This window comes from Streptomyces sp. 142MFCol3.1, assembly GCF_000424945.1.
GTDB lineage: Bacteria > Actinomycetota > Actinomycetes > Streptomycetales > Streptomycetaceae > Streptomyces > Streptomyces siamensis.
In genome coordinates this window covers 1-21,621 of record NZ_AUKV01000048.1, presented here as the reverse complement: position 1 = coordinate 21,621, position 21,621 = coordinate 1, and the positions used below count along the sequence as shown (strand labels likewise).

21 protein-coding genes and 1 pseudogene are annotated in these 21,621 nt (G+C 68.1%); 8 read left to right on the top strand and 14 right to left on the bottom strand.

The genetic code is table 11. The features are described from left to right. Positions 1–503 precede the first annotated feature (503 nt). Positions 504–734, bottom strand: a complete 231-nt coding sequence (locus H305_RS56525) for a DUF6479 family protein (protein WP_420708207.1) — start codon at positions 732–734, stop codon at positions 504–506. Between the two features lie 101 nt (positions 735–835). Then, entirely contained in the window at positions 836–1,162 is a 327-nt protein-coding gene (locus H305_RS0140075; protein WP_028805429.1) for a hypothetical protein, read from the bottom strand. Positions 1,163–1,224: 62 nt separating this feature from the next. Between H305_RS0140075 and H305_RS52990 the strand changes: the two genes are divergently transcribed. Then, positions 1,225–1,845 (top strand): hypothetical protein, encoded by a 621-nt coding sequence (locus H305_RS52990; RefSeq protein ID WP_107440198.1) that lies wholly within the window; start codon positions 1,225–1,227, stop codon positions 1,843–1,845. 82 nt (positions 1,846–1,927) lie between these two features. Here H305_RS52990 and H305_RS0140065 read toward each other — a convergent pair whose 3' ends face one another. The 7 genes and pseudogenes from H305_RS0140065 to H305_RS0140040 form a co-directional block, all read right to left on the bottom strand. Then, positions 1,928–2,806, bottom strand: a complete 879-nt coding sequence (locus H305_RS0140065; protein WP_234021395.1) for a Rieske 2Fe-2S domain-containing protein — start codon at positions 2,804–2,806, stop codon at positions 1,928–1,930. A 282-nt stretch (positions 2,807–3,088) separates the two neighbouring features. Then, entirely contained in the window at positions 3,089–3,547 is a 459-nt protein-coding gene (locus tag H305_RS0140060; RefSeq protein ID WP_028805427.1) for a carboxymuconolactone decarboxylase family protein, read from the bottom strand. Positions 3,548–3,670: 123 nt separating this feature from the next. Then, positions 3,671–4,024: a cupin domain-containing protein gene (locus H305_RS0140055; protein WP_234021394.1), complete on the bottom strand. Its 354-nt coding sequence runs from the start codon at positions 4,022–4,024 to the stop codon at positions 3,671–3,673. Between the two features lie 154 nt (positions 4,025–4,178). Next, positions 4,179–4,322, bottom strand: a pseudogene (locus tag H305_RS55395) (NADP-dependent oxidoreductase); the annotation flags it as partial. 201 nt (positions 4,323–4,523) lie between these two features. Beyond that, a complete protein-coding gene (sigJ, locus tag H305_RS0140050; protein ID WP_028805425.1) occupies positions 4,524–5,414 on the bottom strand; it encodes an RNA polymerase sigma factor SigJ in 891 nt (296 codons plus the stop codon). Positions 5,415–5,794: 380 nt separating this feature from the next. Beyond that, positions 5,795–6,784 (bottom strand): MFS transporter, encoded by a 990-nt coding sequence (locus H305_RS48410; RefSeq protein ID WP_051371489.1) that lies wholly within the window; start codon positions 6,782–6,784, stop codon positions 5,795–5,797. Between the two features lie 80 nt (positions 6,785–6,864). Continuing rightward, complete coding sequence (locus H305_RS0140040; RefSeq protein ID WP_028805424.1) at positions 6,865–7,503, bottom strand: HD domain-containing protein; 639 nt, start codon at positions 7,501–7,503, stop codon at positions 6,865–6,867. A gap of 264 nt (positions 7,504–7,767) precedes the next feature. Here H305_RS0140040 and H305_RS54195 point away from each other — a divergent pair, with 264 nt between their 5' ends. After that, on the top strand, positions 7,768–8,070 hold the full coding sequence (locus H305_RS54195; protein ID WP_028805423.1) for a DJ-1/PfpI family protein: 303 nt from the start codon (positions 7,768–7,770) through the stop codon (positions 8,068–8,070). 412 nt (positions 8,071–8,482) lie between these two features. Here the strand turns inward: H305_RS54195 and H305_RS54190 are convergent, their stop codons facing one another. Further along, on the bottom strand, positions 8,483–8,668 hold the full coding sequence (locus H305_RS54190; protein WP_028805422.1) for a hypothetical protein: 186 nt from the start codon (positions 8,666–8,668) through the stop codon (positions 8,483–8,485). A 452-nt stretch (positions 8,669–9,120) separates the two neighbouring features. Here H305_RS54190 and H305_RS0140025 point away from each other — a divergent pair, with 452 nt between their 5' ends. Next, positions 9,121–9,948 (top strand): alpha/beta fold hydrolase, encoded by an 828-nt coding sequence (locus H305_RS0140025; RefSeq protein ID WP_028805421.1) that lies wholly within the window; start codon positions 9,121–9,123, stop codon positions 9,946–9,948. A 1,132-nt stretch (positions 9,949–11,080) separates the two neighbouring features. On the opposite strand, the gene H305_RS0140020 is transcribed toward H305_RS0140025, so the two are convergent. The 3 genes from H305_RS0140020 to H305_RS0140010 all read right to left on the bottom strand — a co-directional run bounded on the left by H305_RS0140020 (position 11,081) and on the right by H305_RS0140010 (position 14,970). After that, positions 11,081–11,491 carry a cupin domain-containing protein gene (locus H305_RS0140020; protein ID WP_028805420.1) on the bottom strand — a complete coding sequence of 137 codons (411 nt, stop codon included), beginning with the start codon at positions 11,489–11,491 and terminating at the stop codon, positions 11,081–11,083. Between the two features lie 360 nt (positions 11,492–11,851). Further along, complete coding sequence (locus tag H305_RS0140015; RefSeq protein ID WP_028805419.1) at positions 11,852–12,424, bottom strand: hypothetical protein; 573 nt, start codon at positions 12,422–12,424, stop codon at positions 11,852–11,854. Then, positions 12,424–14,970 carry a DnaB-like helicase C-terminal domain-containing protein gene (locus H305_RS0140010; protein ID WP_051371487.1) on the bottom strand — a complete coding sequence of 849 codons (2,547 nt, stop codon included), beginning with the start codon at positions 14,968–14,970 and terminating at the stop codon, positions 12,424–12,426. Before H305_RS0140010 ends, H305_RS0140015 begins: the two co-directional genes overlap by 1 nt. A gap of 588 nt (positions 14,971–15,558) precedes the next feature. Here H305_RS0140010 and H305_RS0140005 point away from each other — a divergent pair. Both H305_RS0140005 and H305_RS0140000 read left to right on the top strand, forming a co-directional pair. After that, entirely contained in the window at positions 15,559–15,807 is a 249-nt protein-coding gene (locus tag H305_RS0140005; protein ID WP_028805417.1) for a hypothetical protein, read from the top strand. 438 nt (positions 15,808–16,245) lie between these two features. Further along, a complete protein-coding gene (locus tag H305_RS0140000) occupies positions 16,246–17,550 on the top strand; it encodes an MFS transporter (RefSeq protein WP_028805416.1) in 1,305 nt (434 codons plus the stop codon). A 489-nt stretch (positions 17,551–18,039) separates the two neighbouring features. Here H305_RS0140000 and H305_RS0139995 read toward each other — a convergent pair whose 3' ends face one another. Beyond that, on the bottom strand, positions 18,040–18,381 hold the full coding sequence (locus H305_RS0139995) for a winged helix-turn-helix transcriptional regulator (protein ID WP_028805415.1): 342 nt from the start codon (positions 18,379–18,381) through the stop codon (positions 18,040–18,042). Positions 18,382–18,456: 75 nt separating this feature from the next. On the opposite strand from H305_RS0139995, the gene H305_RS0139990 reads away from it, so the two are divergent. From H305_RS0139990 to H305_RS0139975, 3 genes are all read left to right on the top strand, one after another. After that, complete coding sequence (locus H305_RS0139990) at positions 18,457–18,804, top strand: DoxX family protein (RefSeq protein ID WP_028805414.1); 348 nt, start codon at positions 18,457–18,459, stop codon at positions 18,802–18,804. Between the two features lie 287 nt (positions 18,805–19,091). Next, positions 19,092–19,724 carry a VOC family protein gene (locus H305_RS0139985; protein WP_234021393.1) on the top strand — a complete coding sequence of 211 codons (633 nt, stop codon included), beginning with the start codon at positions 19,092–19,094 and terminating at the stop codon, positions 19,722–19,724. A gap of 1,292 nt (positions 19,725–21,016) precedes the next feature. Beyond that, positions 21,017–21,616: a TetR/AcrR family transcriptional regulator gene (locus H305_RS0139975; RefSeq protein ID WP_028805412.1), complete on the top strand. Its 600-nt coding sequence runs from the start codon at positions 21,017–21,019 to the stop codon at positions 21,614–21,616. Positions 21,617–21,621: the final 5 nt, after the last annotated feature.

Genomic DNA, 21,621 nt, shown 5'->3' with positions numbered 1-21,621 from the left:
CGGATGAACGCAGTGACCACGCTGATGTCGAGCACCACCTTGCACTGATCACCCGTGGCGCGGCATCCGGGCGTCCGGAACGGACGGGTCTCTGCTTGCCGGATCACCCGTAGCCGGGCGGGCCGTGTCTTTCAGCCAGGGCAGGACGTGGGCGCGGTAGAACTCGAAGAAGCCCTCCTGCGCGGGGCCGACCTAGTTCGACGTAGACCTCGTCGAAGCCGGCGTCGGTGGATTCCCTTACCGCGCGAGGTGAGCGTCCTCATCTTCCCCACAGACCACGACGTCGGCCGCCATCTCCTCGATGACGAGCGCGCGGTGGCCTCCTCGACCCGGGTACCCGCCCTCAGAGGACGGCTCAGCATCCAGGCGACGCGGCAGTGGGCGGCGTCGGTGGCGCTGAGAACCTCTGCCGTGATGAGGCTGGCTCTCGGCGACGACAGGGAAAGTGGCAAGGGTGCCATCTCGGCTGGCGGAGTCAGCCGGACAGATCGCGGTGGACTCGGTCACCGATGGGGGTGCCCCTGCTCGGGATCGTCGTCGGGTGTGGTCCATCCCTCGCCTCGGCGCGGGGGATGCGCCAACTCCCGGCGCGCCTGAGCGGCTTGTGGAGTCGACGGCGATACCCGGCGTTGCGTGGAGCGTCGGCTGCCTATGAAGAATGCCACGAGCAGGACGAGGACGACAGCGATGCCGCCGACTGCCAGCCACATGGGACCAGCGATGGAGGCCGCCATGAACCTGTACATATTAGTGTCCATGAGTGCCATGTACCCCAAATAAGTCTTCTATGTCGGCATGACGCCCGGTGCCCTGAGCCGTCTCACCCGACGTCGGTTCAGCGCCCCAGTGCGTTCTTCAGCTGCTGCTTGCTCATGGACGAGCGCCCATGGATGTCACGCTTCTTGGCCTCTTCGTACAACTGGTCCTTGGTCGGCCCCTGTGCTCCGGAGTGCGAGCGCTGCCCGCCCCGCTGTGAGGCAGACTTCGGATCTCGTGTGGACGTCTTGCTGGCGGTCTTCGACTCGCCCGAGCGAGCCCGCTCCTTGTTCACCGTGCGTGCCGCGATCTCCTTGGCCCGGCTGGTTGATTCGCCCCGGTCCTCCGCGCTCTCCTTGATGTGCTCGTACTGCCGTTCCCGCTTCTTGCTCGACCCAGCAGGCATGTCGCAACCTCCTCACCTGCGGCTGCCCCGTCGGGCACACCGGATACACCTTCGGGTACCCCATGAGGCGGTCAACCCACTACCGAATGCCACCAAACCGCTCCCACGGGCCAAGCCCTGCCACCTGCGCGGAGCACACAGAAGCGTGCAGGTGTCCTGACGCCTCAACCGTCCGTGTATCCGGTCCCGTAGCGCTGTCCGGCACCGCCGTCGACACCCGCGACGTCCGCAGCAGCGCCGCAGGCGACCACCGCGGGGCCCTCGCACTCGACGTCGTCACCCACCACTGCCGACGCGCGACAGCCTCGATGGCCGCCTCCCTCGAACGGCTCGACGCTCTGGTCTTTCACCGGGGGAGATCGGCGAGGACCAGCCCGTGGTTGCGGGAGGAGGTGCGCCATCGGCTCGCCGCACTCGGCGTGGAAGCTCGGCGTGGAAGGCGGTCTGAGAACCCACATCCCTCGAGGCCCCTCGATCGTCAGCGCTCAGGAATCTGCGACTCCGGTCATCGTCGTGCCAACCGGGGAGGCCCAGCAGGTCAACCCGAGCACTGCTACGCGAGCGGTGTCGCCAACTTGGCCCTTGCCACCGCGCACGCTCGGCCCAGGCCGATGACCGTCACCACCCGCCCAAGGTCGGCCCTGGGTAGGATTCTCGTCCGCCCACTCGCTGGGGCAGGCTGATCGTGGCACATACGCAGAGGCGGTGCGTAAGCGTGAGCGGCACCGCTTCGACGGCAGCGCACCGCATTTTCGGGTGGCCTGATCAGTTCGAGACGAGCCGGATCTCCAAGTGGCCGTCTGGCGCGGTCCTGCATTCGAAGCGAGGCTGCGGGGCGGTCGCGGGACCTCGGACGTTCTCGCCGTCGGCGAGCCGGAAGCGGCTGCCGTGCAAGGGGCACTCGATACAGTCGTCGACTATCTCGCCCGAGTGGAGCGAGCCGTCCATGTGACTGCACCGGTCTGCCAGCGCGTAACAACGGCCGTCTTCATGGCGTACAGCCAAAACCGGCGTCTCCCCTGCCATGCGCCGCACCGGTTTACCTACCGGTATGTCTTCCAACGGGCCCACGTCGTACCAGTCCGTCTCCACGACGAGGGGTACGGCCGCCGCATGGTTGACTCCCGCGGCCTGCCGGTACGCGAGGTGGCCGCCCAGGACACCGCCCGCACTGGCGACGGTCAGGCCTCCGAATCCCAGCATGCGGCCCAGCATCGGACGGCCGGTGTAGCGCGCGGTCAGGGAACCCGTGTATACCGCGACAGCCGCAAGATTGGCTGCCGCGTGAACGAGGCCGGTGCGCGCAAGCCGTGGCGGCTGATCGGCCCAGTCCACCCAGCCGGCTGCGGCGGCAGGCGGCGCGGCGAGCAGGCCCGCCGCTACCAGGCGCCGCGCCGCCCGGCTCTCGCCCGGCATGAGGTCGAGGATTGCGGCTGCCGTCCAGGTGCCGATCGGTACCTGGACCAGCACCGGGTGCAGGGCGTGCCCCAGCCAGCGCCCGTGCAGGACATCCCGGGCGCCACCCAGTGGAACGGCCCGGACCACCCTGCGCACACCCTTCGCGAGGCCGTCGAGCCATGCCTGCCGCTCGACGGTATCCAGCAGGTTGGGCAGCACATTGGTCTTCGCTTTTTCATCGGACATACGGGTCGAGTGAGCGAGGCGGCGCACGATAAACGTCCCTTCGGCCCTCGGACCATGGTATGGCGGTCAGCGCGTGCTCACGGGCCGCGATGTCGGCAACGGTCCAGTTGCTGGCTGTCCGCACGAGTGGCCCACAGTTCGACGGCGTCGCGGAGGTTCTGCATGCCTTCGCCGCTGCCGACTGGCGGACTGCCACTGCTCAGGGGTCGGATGCATCGGCGCGGTTTGACCGACCTGTTCTGGCTTCGGCAGCCCGTATCACCGCCGGTGTCACCGTCGAGGTCAGCTGCCGACGGGGTACCGGCTGGTGATCGCGACGCGGTTGAAGGCGTTCATCACGGTTGCCAGCCAGGCGATTGCAGAGACCTGGTCTGCGGTGAGTACCGCCGCGGCGGCGTTGAAGTCCTCGTCGCTGACGTGTCCGTCCGCCACGCGTGTGATCGCCTCGGTCAGGCGGAGGGCGGCACGGTCCGTCTCGGAGAAGTAGCCGGTCTCCGCCCACGCGGGCAGCACGGCGATCCGGTCAGGGTTTTCGCCCTTCTTGAGGGCGTCACGGGTGTGCATGCGCAGGCAGAACGAGCAGCCGTTGATCTGCGAGGTGCGGATCCTCAGCAGTTCGATCAGGAGCGGGTCGAGGCCCGCTGCGGCGGTGGCCTCTTCCACCTGTGACGACAGGGCGATGAGGGTCTCGTAGGCGGCCGGGTGCTGCTTGCCGATGTTGACGCGCTGAGGGTCGGTCATGATTCCTTCGATTCGTTCGGGTGGCCTGCGCCGCGCACTCGGCGTGCGTGAGGGTGGCCGGTCGGGTGTGTTTGGCAGGGGTCGAGTGGTGGGCGGGGCGGTGCCGCCCGCTGCTGCCCCGGGCTACGCCGCCGGGTCGTCGACCTTGAGCTCTTCTCCGGTGTCGGAGACGAAGACGACCAGGAGCCTGGCCCGTTCGGTCGGGCTGGCGTTCTCGGTGAGGACGTGGTGGGCACCTGGCGGCTCGACCCAGTTTTCGCCCTGGTGGTAGGTACTCACGGGCTTGCCGGCGAGCTGGCTGCGCACGGTGCCTTCCAGGACGTAGGCGTAGACGAACGCCTGGCCGTGCCGGTGCGGCATCGCGCGTGCGTTTGGCGGGAAGTCGACGATCACCGAGGTGAACGTCTTGCCCTTCACATTCGGAAGGGCTTGCTGGAGCAGCGGCTTGAGGGTTTCGGTGGGGCGTGTCGATGCCATGGTCGCAGGCGATGCCACGGCCGACGTCGTGCCCTTGGCGTGGGTGGGCTGGTCCGAGGTCGAGCAGGCCGTGGCCGCAGTCAGCGTGGCGACAACCACGAGGCCAGCGGCGATTCGCAGTCCCATCACGAGCAGTCTCCTGATTCAGTCTTGCGTGACGCGGATGATCGTCATGCCAGTCGCGTCCGGCGCGATCGGTCCACGTGGCGGGCCAGTCCAGCTCGCCAGGGGTGAAGCCGGCGGCGTGCACCCGCACGATGACGTCGTTCTCGGCCGCGTGGGGGTAGGGCATGTCCATCAGGGCCAGCCCGGCGGCATGGCTTGCATACAGATCCTTACTGGAGAGGGACGCACAGCGCTCGCGCGCAGGGCTCATTGAGGCTGCGGGTGGATATATGCCGTGCCGCATGATCGATTTCACCTGTTTCTGGCGTCTTCCCTCGTCGCCCGCTGTGCGCTCTCATCAGGGAGACGAGGTGGCCCCTACATGCGTGACAGCTCAGACGCGCACGAGTTTGTCGGGATTGAGGACCCTGCGGTACGCGGTGATCAGACCGTCTGTGATCTGGACCGTGTCGACGGAGTAGACCCGGCCTTCCCGGTGGAACACGAGCGCGCGCTCGCCGCCGACCTCGGCGAAGTCGATTCGGTCCGGGTGCCACTGACGCCCCGTACGCACCATGACTTCGGCGACGCGCTCGCCGCCGTGAACGAGCTTGCGTGCCGCCAAGACCTTGCCGCCGCCGTCGGTGACGTAGACGGCGTCCGGGTGGAGGAGCCTGACCAGGCCGGCCAGGTCCCCGGCCTCGTAGGCGGCGCGGAAGACCGTGAGGACGCGTTCGCGCTCCGCCCTCGACGCCTGCGGCGTGGACTGCTTCGCCTTGGCCACCCGCCGCCGTGCCCGCGAGGCGAGCTGCCGGGCACCCGGCACGGAGACGTCCAGCACTTCGGCGATTCGGCCGAACTCAAGGCCGAAGACATCGTGCAGGACAAAGGCCACCCGCTCCGGCGGGCTCAGCTCTTCCATGATCAAGAGCATCGCCGAGCCGACGGACTCGTCGACGAGTACCGGCAGCGACGCGTCCGGCCCTGTCAGCAGCGGCTCCGGCAGCCACGGGCCGACATAGGTCTCCCGGCGGAAGCGGGCGCTCTTGAGAATGTCGTACGACCGTCGCGCGGCCACCGTCACCAGCCAGGCCCGCAGATCACCGATGTCCTGCAGGTCCGCTCCGGCCGCCCGCAGCCACACGTCCTGGGTGACATCCTCGGCATCAGCCACAGTCCCCAGCAGCCGGTAGGCCACGCCGAACACCGCTGGCCGGTGCCTTTCCCATTCGGCTCCGAGCGGGTCATCCTGCTCAGATCGTCCGGGCCCATGCCCGTCACCCATACAACCTCCTCCAGCTTGCAGATGCAGCACAGCTATTTCGACCTCGGGATCTTCGAAGACACCTCCGCAGAAGCGAGCCGACCCGCTCCGACACGGGCAGCCGCAAGTCCTGATCAAACTGCTTCGGGGACGGTGTCGGCGTATGGCGTGCGGCGCACTCAGCAGCGGGACCGTTCGCTGCGAGGTTCGCTTTCCCAGCCCGTGCGTACCGGATGGCCGGTGGGCCTGTGAGCACGTGATCGTCCGGCGTGCAGGGCCGCACCCAAGGACAGAGCCCCGACGAAGCCGACGTACAGGTAGCCCGTGGTCTCCAGTCCCCATGAGGGCGCCGCGAGCCCGGCCGAGAGGGCCGGAAGACTCAACGCCGCATAGCTGATCACTTAGACGGCCGAGAAGACCTCCGACCGCGACTTCGCGGTAGTGACCGCGCTGATGGCGCGGAGGTTGCCGTTGAACGTCAGGCCGACGCCCAGCCCTGCGACGACGGATCCGCCCACGTATACGGCCGGCGACGCAACAGCGATGGCCACCGCCAGCCCGGACGCACCCAGAGCCAGGAGAACCGCCCCCAGCAAGGTGGCGAGCCGAGCCGCATGCCGAACGGACCACAACCCGCCCACGCTGTTGGCCAGAAACAGCGCCGCGATGCTGAGCCCACCCGCAGCACCGGACCGCACATGCAGGACACTGCTCACCAGGGACGGAGTGAGCGCGAGGAACAGACCCGTGACGGACCACGCCGCGACCAGGGCGGGAATGGAGGCGAAGAACTCCGGCCGGACTTCCCGAGGAACCCGGACTCTCGGTCGCAACGACGCCAGTCCCACCGTTCGCGGGACGAGTGTCTCAGGGATCGTGAGGACGACCGCGGCCAGAACGACGAAGGTCAGCGTCAGGACGGGAAAGACATACGCATCGGGGCGTGAGGTCGACTGAACCAGCAGCCCCATCACTCCGGCGCCGGTGGCCATGCCGATACTCGTGCCAACCGCTGTCGTCGTGGGCCCCATCTGCGGACGTCTCTTGGGTGACAGCTCGACCAGTCCGGCGGCAAGAGCGGCCGTCGCCGTCCCCGTAGCGATGCCCTGCACCACCCGGGCGATCAGGAGGGAGACGACGCCGTCGGCCGTCCAGAAGATCGCCGTGCTGGCCGCCGCCACCAGAAGGGCTGCGACCAGCACCGGGCGGCGACCCAGCTGGTCGCTCAGCGATCCGACCGTCAGCAGGGCGCCGAGCAGACCCACTACATACACCGCGAAGATCACTGTCAGCATCGTGACCGACAGGCCCCAACGCTCCCGATACAGCGGGTAGATCGGGGACGGTGCGCTTGCCGTGGCCATCATCATCACATTGGCGCAGGCCAGCACGGCGAATGCCGCACCTCGCCCGAGACGACGCCCGTCGTGAGGGCCACTCACACGTCTCATCACGTTTTATGGCGCCTTGATCAGCTCGTCCAGGGGGCGCCCATGATGCGCTCGACCGTGGTTGTGCGCTGGAAGCCGGGAATGAAGTGTTCCAGCACATCCGAATTCACGGTTCCGTTCGTGGTCTCGGGGCGGTGCTTGAGTCCCTCGACGAAGGCCTGCAAGAACTCGTTCTTGAAGTCACCCCGCGGATGGACGGCGGTGATCTCGTCCACCTGGCTGCGGTTCAGCTCGTTCAGGCCCAGGCCGAGCACGTCGGTCAGAACCCCCAGATTCGTGATGGCGATCTCCGGGCCCATCCGCCCGGGAACTCCCGGGGTTGTGTGCAGCGCGATCGCCGTCCACACCACGTCGGCGGCCGTGGCCGGGAAACCGCGGTCGAGCATGAACTTGCGTGCGTGGTCGGCACCATCGACCTCGAAGCGCTGCTCAACGTCGGAAAACGGCGTCAAGAGACCCGTGTCGTGAAACATGGCGGACAGGTAGAGAAGCTCCGGGTCTGGCTCCAGGCCGAGCCTGTGAGCATGTATGGCGCCGAAGACGAAAACGCGCCGGGAGTGGTGGTAGATGAGGGGGCTGGTCATTTCCTGCATGAGGCGGGTGGCCTCGGCGACCGCCGCCGTTTCAGGAATCTCTACCCCCGCGATGATCTCGCTCATGACCTCTGCTCCTTCCGATATCGGTGTGTTACGAATGGGCGGTGCGCCCGTCTTCCACACTGCCAACCACCCGGCATCCGGCGCTCCCTCGGTCCGGCCATGAGTCACCCGAATCCGGACAGGCGGGCAGGCGGGCAGGCGGGCAGGCGGGCAGGCGGGCAGGCGGGCAGGCGGGCAGGCGGGATTGTGGGCTCCGCCACGCATCGGGTCGCGATCCTCGTCTAGGACGGGGTCAAACTCCTCGACGTCGTCGGCCCCGCGGAGGTGTTCGGGGAAGCGAACCGGCCCGGTGCCGACTACACGATCGTGCTGGTGTCACCGACCGGTGCCGATGTCACCTCGTCCATCGGGATCCGTATCGCGGTCGCCGCCGCCACGGAGCCTGCTCCTGACAGGTTCCTGGTGGCCGGCGCTGACTTCTCCCCGCGCACACCTGTGCCCCGTGATCTGATCGAGGCCGCGCGAACGCCGGCGGTCCGGGCCGGCCGGGTCACGTCCATCCGCACCGGAGCATTCATCCTCGGCGCCGCCGGCCTCCTGGACGGCAAGCGCGCGACCACGCACTGAAGGGTCGCGCACGAGCTCGCCGCCCGCTGCCGGGCCAGCCGCGTCGAACCCGACGCCATCTACGTCCAGGACGGACCACCTACACCTCGCCAGGCGTGATCGAAGGCATCGACCTGGCACTGACACACGTCGAGGAGGATCACGGCCCTGATCTGACCCGCAAGGTCGCCCGCGCCCTGGTGGTCCAATTGCAGCGTTCGGGCAGCCAAAAACAGTTCTCCGCCCCACTGCAGGGACCGCCGCCCCGATCTCCGGCCCTCCGCAGAATCACCGACGTGATCACGGCGAATCCCGGGGGAAACCACTCACTCGGCGAACTCGCCAAGCATCTCAATGGGTCCAGTCGCTGGCTGTCCGCACGAGTGGCCCTTCGACCTCACACAATGGACAGCCGGCGTGAGCCGGTGGTGGGTCAGAGCGCCGGTTCGGGAAGCTCTCCAGGCTTGACCACGACAAGCTCGACACACGTACAGCCGATTTCTTCCAGCGCACGCCGGCGCCGTGCGGCGGCCCGCTTGTCGTAGCGGCCGGCAGAGGCCTGCGGTGCACCGTCCGGGTCGGTCCACGTCAGGCTGTAGCGGCGTTTCGCGGTTGCCATCTGGCCATCCTCTCCGGCGCCCCCGGTTCGTGCGGGGCACTGCGACGGGTTCGTGCTCCGTTCGATCCAGCACCTTCACACGTCCGGGCCCGCAATGGCTAGGTCGCCTAGGTCGTCCGGCCAGGACGGCTGGAGTTTTCGCCGTGGCACGGGTGACGGCCTGGGGTTCGTCTGCCCATGAGGTCCAAGGCCGACATCCAGGCGTGGCCAGCAGACGAAGAAGAACCCTGAGTGCTGGGCTTGCGGTCAGGATTCCTCGACGCGCTGAAGCGGTGCCCCTCGGTTAGGGTGAGGGCGACGATGCGATCACTCTCAGTCACTCTTCGTTGCTGACATATCCGTCGGTCCCCCGCACGCCGGAGTCGACTCTTGGCGTCGGGACCAGTCCGCACCGGGCACCGAACTCGCGCGACCTGCGGTGTTCTGGACCGGTTTCGAAAGGAACAGCCTTCATGCCCTTCGCCACCGCCAAGGACGGCACACAGATCTTCTACAAGGACTGGGGATCGGGCCAGCCCGTCGTCTTCTCCCACGGCTGGCCTCTCACTGCCGACGCCTGGGATCCGCAGATGAAGATGATGGCCGACAACGGCTTCCGCGCCATCGCCCACGACCGGCGCGGTGGCGGACGCTCCGGCCAGCCCTGGGAGGGCAACAACCTCGACACCTACGCCGACGACCTGGCCGCGGTCATCGAAGCCGAGGACCTGCACGAGGTCATCCTCGTCGGTCACTCGACCGGCGGCGGCGAGGTCACCCGCTACATCGGCCGGCACGGCACCGGCCGCGTCGCCAAGGCCGTCCTGGTCGGCGCGATCCCCCCGCTCATGCTCAAGACGGACGCCAACCCCGAGGGCCTGCCGATCGAGGTCTTCGACGAGATCCGCAAGGGCGTGGAGACAGACCGCTCGCAGTTCTACCAGGACCTCAGCGCAGCCTTCTACGGCGCCAACCGCGACGACTCGACCGTCACCCAGGGCACCCGCGACGAGTTTTGGCTCTGGAGCATGACCGTCGGGATCAAGGGCGCCTACGACTGCATCAAGGCGTTCTCCGAGACGGACACCACCGAAGACCTCAAGAAGATCGACGTGCCCACACTCATCGTGCACGGCGACGACGACCAGATCGTTCCCAAGATCGCAGCGGGAGACAAGTCCTCGAAGCTCGTCAAGGACGCGATCTACAAGGTCTACCCGGGCGCCCCGCACGGTCTCGCGATGGTCCCCAAGTTCGCCGAGGTCTTCAACAAGGACCTCCTCGAGTTCGCCCGCAGTTGAACGCCGCACTGCCGGAGTAGCGAAACCTCCGTCACTACTCGTCCATGTCGGCAGGCGACGTGTCCCAGCCATCGCTTGCCGCATCCCTGCAAAACGCGGCGGCAGCGTAGAAGCCTCCGCCAGTCCCCTACAAGTACCAGAGGTCACTTCACCCGGACCCGTCGCCCCTACCTCCGCCACCGCTGCCGCCGGAGGTAGGGGCGACGCTGGACGTCGAGTCGGCGGTGATCAGACCCACCACGAGGACCCGTCAGTCAGCCGACCGCGTTCCAGTGGCCGCTGAGCCAGGCCCCGACTGCCCTCGTGCCGACGGATCGCGCGTCCGACACGGGCGCGACGCGCGGCGATCGCGTCCCAGGGCTCACTGGCCTTCGAGTGGTCTCCGCCAGCCTCGGCCGCAGGACGCCGACTGGCTAGCGCAACGCACAGCGTCGGTGGACTACATGACGGTCTTGCCTCCCTCAGTTGCGGTGACCCCCTTCTCCGACAAGTGGGTTCAACTCACGTCAGCAGTCGATCTCTCGGTCTTTCGCGCCGGGTCCGGATCGCAGCTCCTCCGCACCGAAGAATTCCGTGTCGAACAATGACCGAGACTGCGTCGCCAAGCTCACCGAGTGAGGATGGGTGGCTGGCTGTCAGCCGGGCAGATTTTTCCGGCCCCAGAGGAGCGGCCGCGCGATCGCCGGCCAGGGACCTCACCCGGATGTACGGATGAGACGTGCGGTACTTACGGGACGGGAGCACCGTGGAGTGCGGGCGGCCCGGCGCAGATCCTCAAGGCCTCCCCGGCCTGGTCGACGTGTCTGCCGCCCCCGGCCACGTACATCGGGCACCGCGCACCGGTCGATGCGCGAACGGTGAGGACCCGGAACCGTGACGGCACCGGGTCCTCACCACCGACTGTCGCCCCTCCCCCGCACCACGCCGATGTGGGGCTACCAGGGGCCCTTCCTCTGGATGGGGTCGACCTCATCGAGCGCGACCCCTGCTACTCGACACACACCAGCGCCCCATGAGCGCGTTAGTCGGCCAGAAGGGGCATCGAAAAGCTTGCGCCGCTGCAGCAGCCTCCCTGGCGGCCCTCAGATGCCTCGGTCAGGGCGCAAAGAGAGAGCCGCGATACCGGAGGTCATCAAGGCTGGGTGAACCGCAGGTGTCGTCGTTCGGCCAGTTCCTCTGCGCTCACCACGGTCAGAACCGGGGTACCCGGCGGCGCGAACATGGTCACCACCAGTTCCGACTGCGCGTCCGGAAGGTTGTTGGCGCCCAGGTAGTGGATCACGTCGCCCCCGGGCTCGAACACGGCGTCACCGGCCTTGAGGACCCGGGGCGGCTGCCCCTCCAGCTCGAAGAGGATCTCGCCCTGGGTCACGTAGCCGAAGAGGGGTCCGGGGTGCCGGTGAGGCGGCGCGCCGGGGTCCCCGGGCGACAGGGTGACCCGGACGGTCCTGGCCTCGGAGCCGGCCGGCATCCCGGCCGTCGCCTTCGGCAGGGTAGCGATCACCTCGACGCCTGGGGGCAGATGTGCCTGTTCAGCACTCATGTATTTCTCCAATCAGGAAGTGTCCCTAGTGAAGACAGGACAGCCTCCTGATCTGTGACAGCCCTGCGCTCCGAAGCGGCCCAGGGCTGCCGCGCTGTTCGCCAGGCCCGGCATCCCACCGGCAGCTCCTGGAGGTCATTGACCCGTCGGACAGGACTGTCAGTCCCCTGCGGCGTGCTCGCCGGCATGAACGAGGACGCGTTCTGGCACCTCATCATGGACTGCACGCCCACATAACCCGAACCGGACGCCGAACTCCTTGCGGCCACTCTGGCCGCCGCTGCCTCGGTGTGCACGGTGGGCATCGGTAACACGGACCGTTCAGGGCTGCTGCTCTTGCTCGGGTTTCCTTCCGGTGGGCTACCTGAGCTCGACGGAGTAGGAGCCTCCGTCGAACGTCCATCCGTCGGTGCCCTCGCCGATGTCCTCCACGATGACGTCGTCGATGAAGTGGTCCTCGAAGTCGTCGTCGCTGAGATCGCCGGCATTCCAGAGCGCTTCGATCTCGCCCCAGTTGCCCATCTGGCCGTCGATCCGCAGAGGCGCGGCGGCGCGTGTCCCGCGCCGGCGCCGGTCGCTGCCGGTGGTGACCCAGCCGCTGATCTCGAAGTCGCCGTTCTTGAACTGGTCGGGAATCGGCTCGGCCGGGACGACGGCGACGTTCTCGTAGGCGGTGTGGATGAGGTCGCGGCAGCTGCGGCGGACGTTGTACTCGGGGTCGGAGAGCCAGTTGAGAAGGGTCTTGACGTTGACGTCGAGTCCGGCGTCTTCCAGGGCCTGGTGGCCGCGGTGGGTTCCGGTGAGCTGGCTGAGCTGGGCGTGCCAGTGTTTGGCGTTGTAGGAGGACAGCCGGTGGCGGGGGGTGACCTGGGAGCGTAGGAGGTCGTTGAGGGCGGCGCCCAGGGAGTTTCCGTGTCCGGTGGGTCCGGCCATCAGTCGTCACCCTCGGGGATGAATGCGCCGGGCTGGACGAAGTCGGCTTTGACCTCGCCGAAGCCGGTCCCGATCCGGTAGGTGGCAGGCGGTGTGTCGTCGGGTGTCCAGAAGACGGCGGCGTCGACGTTGCGCAGGGCGATGAGTTTGTGCCCTTCCTGGACTGCCCTGAAGGCGACGGCCCAGTGGCGGACGGATGCCTCGGCGACCATGCTCATACGCCAGTCCGGCCGCCAGAACGGGGACCGCATGTCCTGGCGCTTGGGCCACAGCAGGCGCAGCGCGATGGACAACCTGGTCTTGTACGCCTTGTAGGGCTCGCCGCCGGCCTGGACGAGGTCGGTGCGTGCCTTCCGGGTGGCCTCGTAGAACGGTTTGAAGAGGGACTCGTTGGCTTTCCCGGTCCAGGAGTCGTGGATGGCCGGCATCGCGGCGAGGTGGCCGTCTCGGACGAGTCTTTCCAGCTGCTTGATGTGCGGGGTGGTGACCCACACGCGGCCCTGCTCGTCGGGCCGGTCGATGATCCGTCCCAGGGGGTGTGGCATGTCCGTGCGGGTCCACTCCGGGATGTCGATGAGGTAGATCCCGGCGCTGGCCTTGTCGAATCCGGTGAGCGGTCCGGTGTGCAGCAGCTTGTTCGGGGCCAGGGGGACGGCCGAACACGCGGACGGGTAGCTGCCGTTGCGGTCGATCAGGCACATCACGCCCTCCCCGAAGGAGTCGGGCACGTCGAGCTGGTCTCGCCGGACGCGCTTGCCGTTGGCGCGGATGTAGGGCACGCGGGTGCTGGTGACGTCGGGGTGGACCCAGCGCGGTTCGCCGTCCATGCGCTCACTGATCAGCGGCCACGGTCCACTCTCCCGCTCCTCGACGCGGATGACCGGGATCGGATGCATCTTGGAGCGGGCAACCCCCTCCTTGAGGATCTTCAGCGCGGGGAAAACCGCTCCTTCCGGCTCCTCCTCATCGCCGGGCGCGAGTCCGTCCTCGTCGTCTGCCGTGTCGTCTTCGTCGCCGTCGCCGGGAACTTGTCCGCTGCCCGCGGCGGGCTGAACGGCGGCAGGCTGCCCGGGAGCGCCGGCGGACACGGCGGTGTCGTACGCGTGCAACGCGTCGGTCAGGCGACGGCCCTCGGCGGTGTCCGGCATCCGCGATACCGCCGCCGCGGCCTGGAGCAGGGAGGGCAGGATCTCCTTCAAAGCCTTGTGGTCGCCGCCGGTGGCTGCCGTGCGCCAGGCCGCCAGTTCGTGGGTGAGGGCTGCGGGCAGGCCCTGGGTGCCGCCGGAGGTGTAGGGCAGGGCGGCTTCGGCCAGTTCCAGCGCCGCCGCATCGACCGTGGCCGGCGGCGCCGCGGGAGTGGCCGTGCTGTCAGTGCGGGCGAGGGGTGCGGGGCCGGCGTCGAGGAAGCGGGCGTGCAGCAGGTCGGGCTGCAGGTAGGCGGAGCCGATCGCGCCGAAGTCCCGCTCCGCGACCGTCACCTGGACCTTGGACGGGTCCTCGGCCGGTGCGAGGGTCAGCAGGACGTCGGCGTCCAGGAGAGCGAGGAGGGTGGGGTCGTCGCTGTCGACGACGGCCAGGACCGGGACACGCAGGGTGCGGGCGAGGCCTGCCAGGACCTGGGAGGCGTCGGGGAGACCGTTCCCGGACAGCGGGAGTCGGGCACTGTGGGCGGCCTGCAGCCGGTCGACGACCACGAGGGCCAGGTCCTGGACGTGCGGGGCGGTCTCCGCGATGGCCTCGGCCGTCAGGTCGCTGCCGTCGTCGATGAGCAGCGGTGCCTGGACCAGCTGCTGGGCGACGTCCTGTTCGTGCTCGGTGAGGCGGCCCTGCTTCAGGCGCGGGTAGTCGCCGCCGGTCTCCGCGGAGACGATCCGGCGCAGAATGTCGTCGCGGTTCGGTCCCGACGCCGCGTACAGGACCCGCCGGTTGTCGACGAGCGCGGTCTGCCGTGCGGCCGCCAGTCCCAGCAGGCTCCCGCCGACATTCGGCGGGGCCGCGACCAGCGTCAGCCGCCCCTGCTGCAGACCGCCCGTCGCACCGTCCAGACCGGCCAGCCCGAAATTGGGGCCGCCGACCGGGCCGGAGGCGAACATGGCGCCGATGGCATCGCCCAGGGTGGCGAGCCTGCGCCCGCTTTCACGACTGGGACTGGGCTGGCTGGTCACCGCGCCTCCTGCGGTTGCCGCGCCATGCTGCGCGGTCGTGTCGAGTGGGGTGAGGCTGATCGGCCCGTCGGCGGGCAGCAGCACTGCGACGGGGGTCTTGTACCGCTTGAGGACCTGCGGCTGACCGTCCGCGGCCAGGGCCACGAGCTCGCCGAGGTCCCTCTGCGCGGAGTTCAGGGAGTGAGAGGGCAGACTGCCCGAGTGCCGGGCGGCAGGGAACCGGTCCAGAGGTGCGAGCAGGGCGCGCACGCCGCGATTCTCGATCACCGTGGGTCGCGCATCCGGGCCCTCGGCCTGCTTCACCAGGGCGTGCAGTTCTTCGCGGGCCTCGGTCACGTTCTTGACGGGCGGGGTGTGCTCACTGTGCGGCGACTCACTCATCTCCCTCAACTCCCGCCAACTCACCATCATCATAGACTTAACTCACTACGAATCTCGGGCAGTCTCATAATCCACAGCGCCGAGCACTGTTCTCCACCCATGGTCCGACGGTAGGCGCGCACAGCCAGGTGTACGAGCAGGAGCACGCCGTCGAACGCGGTATGACGACGGATGAGGCTTGCATGGGCGAGTGGCAGCGATCTCGGGCCGAGGTGTTGTCCGGGGGATCGCCGACATCGGCGCCATCCTTTTCGGAGCCCCTCGGGTTCACCACCGCCCAGCCCGCTTCGTCGGCTGGATCCGCCGCTGGGCCGCGAACAAGCCCTGGCACGAGGCAACATGACAGTCCCGGGCAGCGACACGAGGCCTGCATACGCCGACGGGCGCGGAGATCACAACACGGCAACACGACGCACGTGTCCGGCCGTCTGCGCACAGGATGCACCCTGCTGATCACATTCACCTTGGGGGACCATGTACGCCCGTCATGCCGCTTGCGCCGCCCTGCTCGCTCTCGCTGCAGCGACGTCAGGATGCACCTCTGCGGCAAGGGGTGAGCCCGCGCCGCCCGTCGGCATCGCCTCGGAGATGCCCGGGCAGAACGAGGTAGCCAGCCGGAAGGCATGCATCGACGCGTGGGCCGACGCCATTCTCGCTCATCCCGACGACTGGAGTCCGGGGGAAGAGGCGACGCCCGAGGAATGCCCCGGTCAGTTCGGAAGCGACTGGGCGGACCTGTACATTGCGGGGCAGCAGAAGGCCGAGGAGAGACGACTGGCTGCCCCGCCGATCGACGACGGCGCCTCGCTCACGGCCTCCCCAACCGGCCAGCGGTGATGCCTCCTGCGGACGGCACCGCCGGGGCTTCGCCGCCGTGTGCTTTTGTGGGGAACGCTTGATCCGAACAGCGAGTTGGGCGAAGGGCAATGGCCCCCGCAGGAACTGGCCGGTTCCTACTGGCAATCAGTGAGAATGAAGCTCGTGCGACCGCAAACACTCAGTGGGCGGCGGCAGTTCCCGGGAACGAGGCGGCGGCGTCTGGGCCACCGTCAACGTCACGTCGTGCACCATCAGGATCACACGCCGCGGACTTCGAGGAAGCCGTCACGGGAACGCCGAACAAGAAGCCGGCGCCACCCGCACCGGCCCCCGCGGTGAAGGACACTCCGACGTCTCCGGCTCACAGCACGGCCGGCGATGCCTTGCGTGCATGGAGGCCGTGGCGCTTGGGTTGGCCGGTTCGGGCTGTGGACGGGCGTGGTTGCCCTAAGGTGCATGGCCGTGACAACCGTTTCGGGTGGGGCATCGTTGTGGCGTGACCAGCAGTTCGCGTTGCTTGCAGGTGCGCGGATCATCTCGGTTCTGGGCAACGGGTTTGCGCGGGTGGCGTTGGCGTTCGCGGTACTGGCACTGCCGGGGGCCGGTGCGGGTCGGCTGTCGCTGGTAGTGACGTGCCAAGCATTGCCGCAGTTGGTGCTCATCCTGGTCGGCGGTGTGATCGCGGATCGTATGTCACGTGCGCGGTTGATGGTCGTGGCCGATGTGCTGGGAACTGTCGCGTATGCGGGGCTGGCCGCGATGGTGCTGACTGCTCACGCGCCGCTGGTGGCGATGTGCCTGCTGGCGGTGGCGGCCGGAACGGCCACAGCGTTGTTCGCTCCGGCGATGGACGGCCTGGTGCCGCTCGTCGTGGCGACGGACCGTTTGCAGCGGGCCAACGGCCTGTTGCGGATGGGCACCAACAGTTCCATGCTGCTGGGGCTTGCCTTGTCCGGAGTGACCGTGGCGCTGATCGGTGCCGGTTGGGCTCTCGCGCTCAACGCCGCTTCGTTCCTTGTCAGTGCGGCCCTGACTGCCCGGTTGAAGGTTGTCGCGCGGCCGCGTAAGAAGGCGTCGGGCTGGGACGATCTGCGGGAAGGGTGGCGGGAGTTCGCCTCCCGGCAATGGCTGTGGGTCGTGGTTGCTCAGTATGCGGTCGTGGTGGCCGCGCTCAATGCAAACGTCGGAGTCCTGGGCCCGCTGACGGCCGAGCAGCATCTGGGCGGAGCGCGGGCGTGGTCGGTGATCGTTGCCGCGCAAGCGGCAGGCACTGTCGCCGGTGCCGGACTCGCCGCTCGCGTCCGGGTAGAGCGTCCCCTTCTGGTGGCCGTGCTCTGCACATTTCCGGCTGCCGCACCGATCGTTCTGCTCAGCGCCGCAGCTCCCGTCTGGCTGATCGCCGTGGCCATGTTCGGCGCCGGCGTCGCCAGTGACATCTTCGGTGTCCTGTGGACCACGACCATCCAGCGTGAGGTCCCCGAGGAGGCTCTGTCCCGTGTCAGCTCCTACGACTGGTTCGGCTCCTTGGCCTTCGCTCCCCTCGGTCTGCTCTTCGCCGGCCCGATCGCGACCGCCGTCGGCACCGGCCAGGCCCTGGCAGGCTGCGCAGCCCTCATCGTCCTGGCCACCGCGGCAACACTGCTCTCCCCACAGGTACGCACCCTTCGCGCCCCCGCTCAGACACCGGCCGCAGCCCGGGCCGAGAACCACCACAACGGCGCAAGCACGGCAGATACAGACGCTGGGCCGGCAAAGGCATAGAGCGCCGGTCCGGCGGGAGAGCATCGCTGCCACCGACGCGATGATCGCACCGAGACCGCTTGAGAAGCCCCACGGCGACCTGCCACGGCAGCCACCGCACCAGCGTCATGGCCGGCCATCCGGCAGGGGCTGTGCAGAGAGTGGGCCTCCGTCCCCGCTCGGGGGAAACACGGGACGGAGGCCCACCTCCCCATCATCCAGTCCGACTGCCCCACTCCGCACTTCGACGACGCATGCGGGTAAGCGCCGCCTTGCCGGATTCCGGGCCCTCGTCTTCCCGGCGGCCGCCGCCTGCGCGGGCTTGCCTCCTCAACGCTGCCTTCACGGCGCTCTTCTTCTTCGGCGTCTCGTGGACGGCGGCCTTACCTCCACCGGGGTGGCGTGTGCGGGCCCTCGTGGCTTGTGGTGACGCTGGCGGGAGAAGCCGCTGAGGCGGGCAGGTGAGCGGCGGCGCCCTCAGCTGTCGCCGCCGCGCGAACCGCCCGAGGGTCAGGGGGCGAGATTGTCTTCCGCCCAGGCGCTCAGTTCTCGGAGGGCGGGAAGCAGAGCCTCGCCGGCTGGAGTCAGCCTGTAGATGACGGAGACGGGCGGCCCTGCGTCGATGACGCGCTGGATCAGGTCTGCGGCTCCGAGCTGGCTGAGGCGGTCGGAGAGCATCGAGTCGCTGATCCCTTTGATGGATCGCTTGAGTTCGGCGTAGCTGGCTGAGCCTTCCATCAAGGTGCCGAGGAGAACGCCGTTCCAGCGTTTGCCGAGGAACTCGAAGGCACGTTTTAGCGCCGCGTCGCACGCTCGCTCGTCATGGGCATCACGGTTTCGTCTCGCCTGCATCCCTCCATGCTACCAAGCCACTACTCTGATCTGAGCTACTCTGTTTTTCATAGTTACTCCAACTGGGAGGTTCCCATGTTCCTGGCCACGTCCATCGTTTCGATCCTGCTGGCCGCCGTCCTGGCGGCCTCGGCCTCCGGCAAGCTGCGGCACGACCCGAAGCAGATGGAGACGATGCGCAAGGTCGGCTTCCCTGCGAGCAAGCTCTGGCTCCTGGCGGCGGCGGAGTTTGCAGGCGCCGCAGGTTTGGCCGTCGGCCTCTTCTGGTGGCCGCTCGGGGCGGCTGCAGCCATCGGTGTCATCGGATACTTCATGGGTGCGGTCGCGTCACACGTGCGCGTTCGTGATTTCAAGGTCGCCCCCGCCGCCATCCTGCTCGCGGTCGCCGCGGGCGCCCTGACCCTGCGCCTGCTGTCGGCGTGAGGTCGTGTCAACGCCCATCGAGAAATCAAGAGGTCCATAGCGCGACCGCGATCCGGACCGCCCGGCCGTTTGCCTCCCCTGGGGCGTCCACCAAGGGCCGATCACGTGATCAACGCGGCGTCGCCTGTGCGGCCGGCCTTCCCCAGAGGTTGTTGCTCGAGTCACCGACGGAACGCCCCCTAACTTAGATGCAACTCTGATTTTACTTGCCACTCTTGTTTTAGGAGTAGCATCCCTTCGACGGCGTTGTGGTTTGCAGGCACTCCGCTCGTTACCTGCTGCGGCCGGTGGCGAGCGGTCTGTCACCTCTGCAGGAAGGCAAGAACATGGCCTCACCGATGAAGCTGGCGCACGTAGTTCTGTGGACCAGGCAGGTGCCGCAACTGCGGGACTGGTACCTCAGTGTTCTTCAAGCACGTGTGGTGCACGAGAACCCGGCCGCAGTGTTCCTCACCTACGACGACGAGCACCACAGGATCGCCGTGACGGACCCCGATGGCGCGGCGAAGATGGCGGCTGAGCACGCTGGCGGGTACGAAGGCATTGTCGGCGTAGGCGCGACGACTGATCTTCCCGTCGACCTCGCTTCTCTGCCCCTCCACGGCCTGGCGCACATCGCCTTCGCCTACGCGTCTCTCCAGGATCTCCTCGAGAACTACGAGCGGCTCAAGAAGGAAGGCATTACGCCGACCGCGACGATCAATCACGGCACCACCACCTCGATGTACTACGCGGATCCTGACGGCAATCAGATCGAACTTCAGGTGGACAACTTCGAAACCGCGCAAGAGGGTACGGAGTTCATCGAATCGGACTCTTTCACCAGAAATCCGGTCGGAGTTCCTTACGACCCCGATGACCTGCTGGCCCGGCTGCGAAGCGGCGAGTCCGCTGCCGACCTGACCGTACCGACGTGGTAGCCCCCAACGGGGCCGCGCCCATCGGCGCTGAACCCAGCCCGGAAGCACTCGCCGCAAGTCACCGGCCCGGGGCAGCAGCCGCGCGGCGAACTGCCCCGGCTTGCACGCTGTCGGTATGCGCGCGCTCTGGACCGGCTACGTGAGCTTCGGCCTGGTCACCATCCCGGTCCATCTCTACTCGGCGACCGAGGAGCACGGCACAGGGTTCCACCGCTCCACGTGAGCGACGGAGCTCGCATGCGGCTGTGGCTGCGGGCGGGTTCGCACGGGGCCGGCTCCTCCCTCAGGCCTCAAGACCACCCGCAGGGCCCGGCAGGCCGATCGGCTGCAGCCGCCAATGGGCGCAACCGTGGGAATGTGCCCGGCGTGAAGGGCCGGGAGTCACGACGCCGTCGGCGTGGCCGGCGCCGCGGACATAGATGACGCCGCCCGCATGCTGCTTCGCAGACCGCAGTGTCCACACCCTCAACGCCCCCACGGACCAGGCGCGCTGCGGGCGTGCGCGGACGTCCTGGAAGGCCAGATGCGCAGTGCGGGCCGCCGAGGCCGCAGAGCGGGGCGCATCACGGTCGCCGGCCGTGGGCGGCCTCGAGGCCCCACTCGCCCCCCGCTGATCGGCCAGACCTCAGCTGAACAGCACGCCCCAAGGAGGGCCATGAGGCCGGCGGCGGCAACCCGAGCAGGGCGCATGCCGCAAGCGGCGGCCACCGACGCGCCCGTGTGGCGTTCGTCCTGTCCTCCAACCAGCGGTCCACAGCCGTGCAGGCGGCTGATCGCCATGGGCCGCTCCGGACAGCCAGCTTTGCACGGCAGCCCCCATCCCCACCGCCCGGTTTCCGGCGCGGGCTCCCGCGCGCGGTCACGGAGATGGCCGCTTCCCCCGACCTCACCGAGCCCGGCCGACCGGCGTCGCGGACTGTCACCGGATGCCACGACGTGGGTTGCCGTCGACCTTCCCGGAGTCAGCGGTGTTTGCGTCACACAGACAGACAGCTCTGTCTAGCGTGGCCCATTTCGGTCCCGTCGAAAAAGTGATCATCTCGCCTTGCCTCTTCGGACGTACCGATCAAGCAGCCCCCAGGCACGCGACTCCCGGACGCCGGGTCTTGGGCCTGGAGCCTAAAGCCTCGCTAGGGCGTGCTGACCTCCATCGTCACCTCGCTTCCGGCCTCCTCCGGAGTACCGACCCCTCCCTGCGCGACTTACCAGAGAAACATGGTGGACAGATCTGTCTACTGAAGGCTGATTCTGTGCTACAGTGAACAGCACCGTCTACAGGGAAGGAGATGGCCATGGTGACCAAGATCGAAGCCAGGGCGTTGACGCGCGAGCGGCTGCTCGATGCGGCCAATGAGCTCTTCTACGGTGAAGGCGTGCAGACCGTCGGCATCGATCGCGTGATCGAACATGCTGGGGTGGCCAAGGCGTCGCTGTACAAAGCATTCGGGAACAAGGAAGGCCTTGTCTGCGCCTACCTCGAACGCCGCTTCGAGCGCAGGAAGGAGCAGATCGCCCGCACCCTGACTCGTTTCCGCACTCCGCGCGAGCAGCTGCTCGGCGTCTTTGACGCGCTGGGCGAGGTATTCACAGATCCTCAGTTCAACGGCTGCGCCTTCGCGCGGGCGTCCGCCGAAGCGAACCAGGACAGCGCCATCCGCAAGGTGGCCGACGACTACCGCGCATGGCTGCGCGACCTGCTCACCGAACTGGCCGCCGCGTCCGGGTACACCGACCCCGAGACGCTGGGCCGCCAACTCCTCCAGTTGTACGACGGGGCGGAACAGTCCGCACGCTTGGACCGCGACCCCTCCGCGGCAACGACCGCCCGAGCCGCGGCAACCGCCCTGCTGAATGCCGCACCACTGGTGGCGGCTGCACCCACCGGGCAGTGACTCCG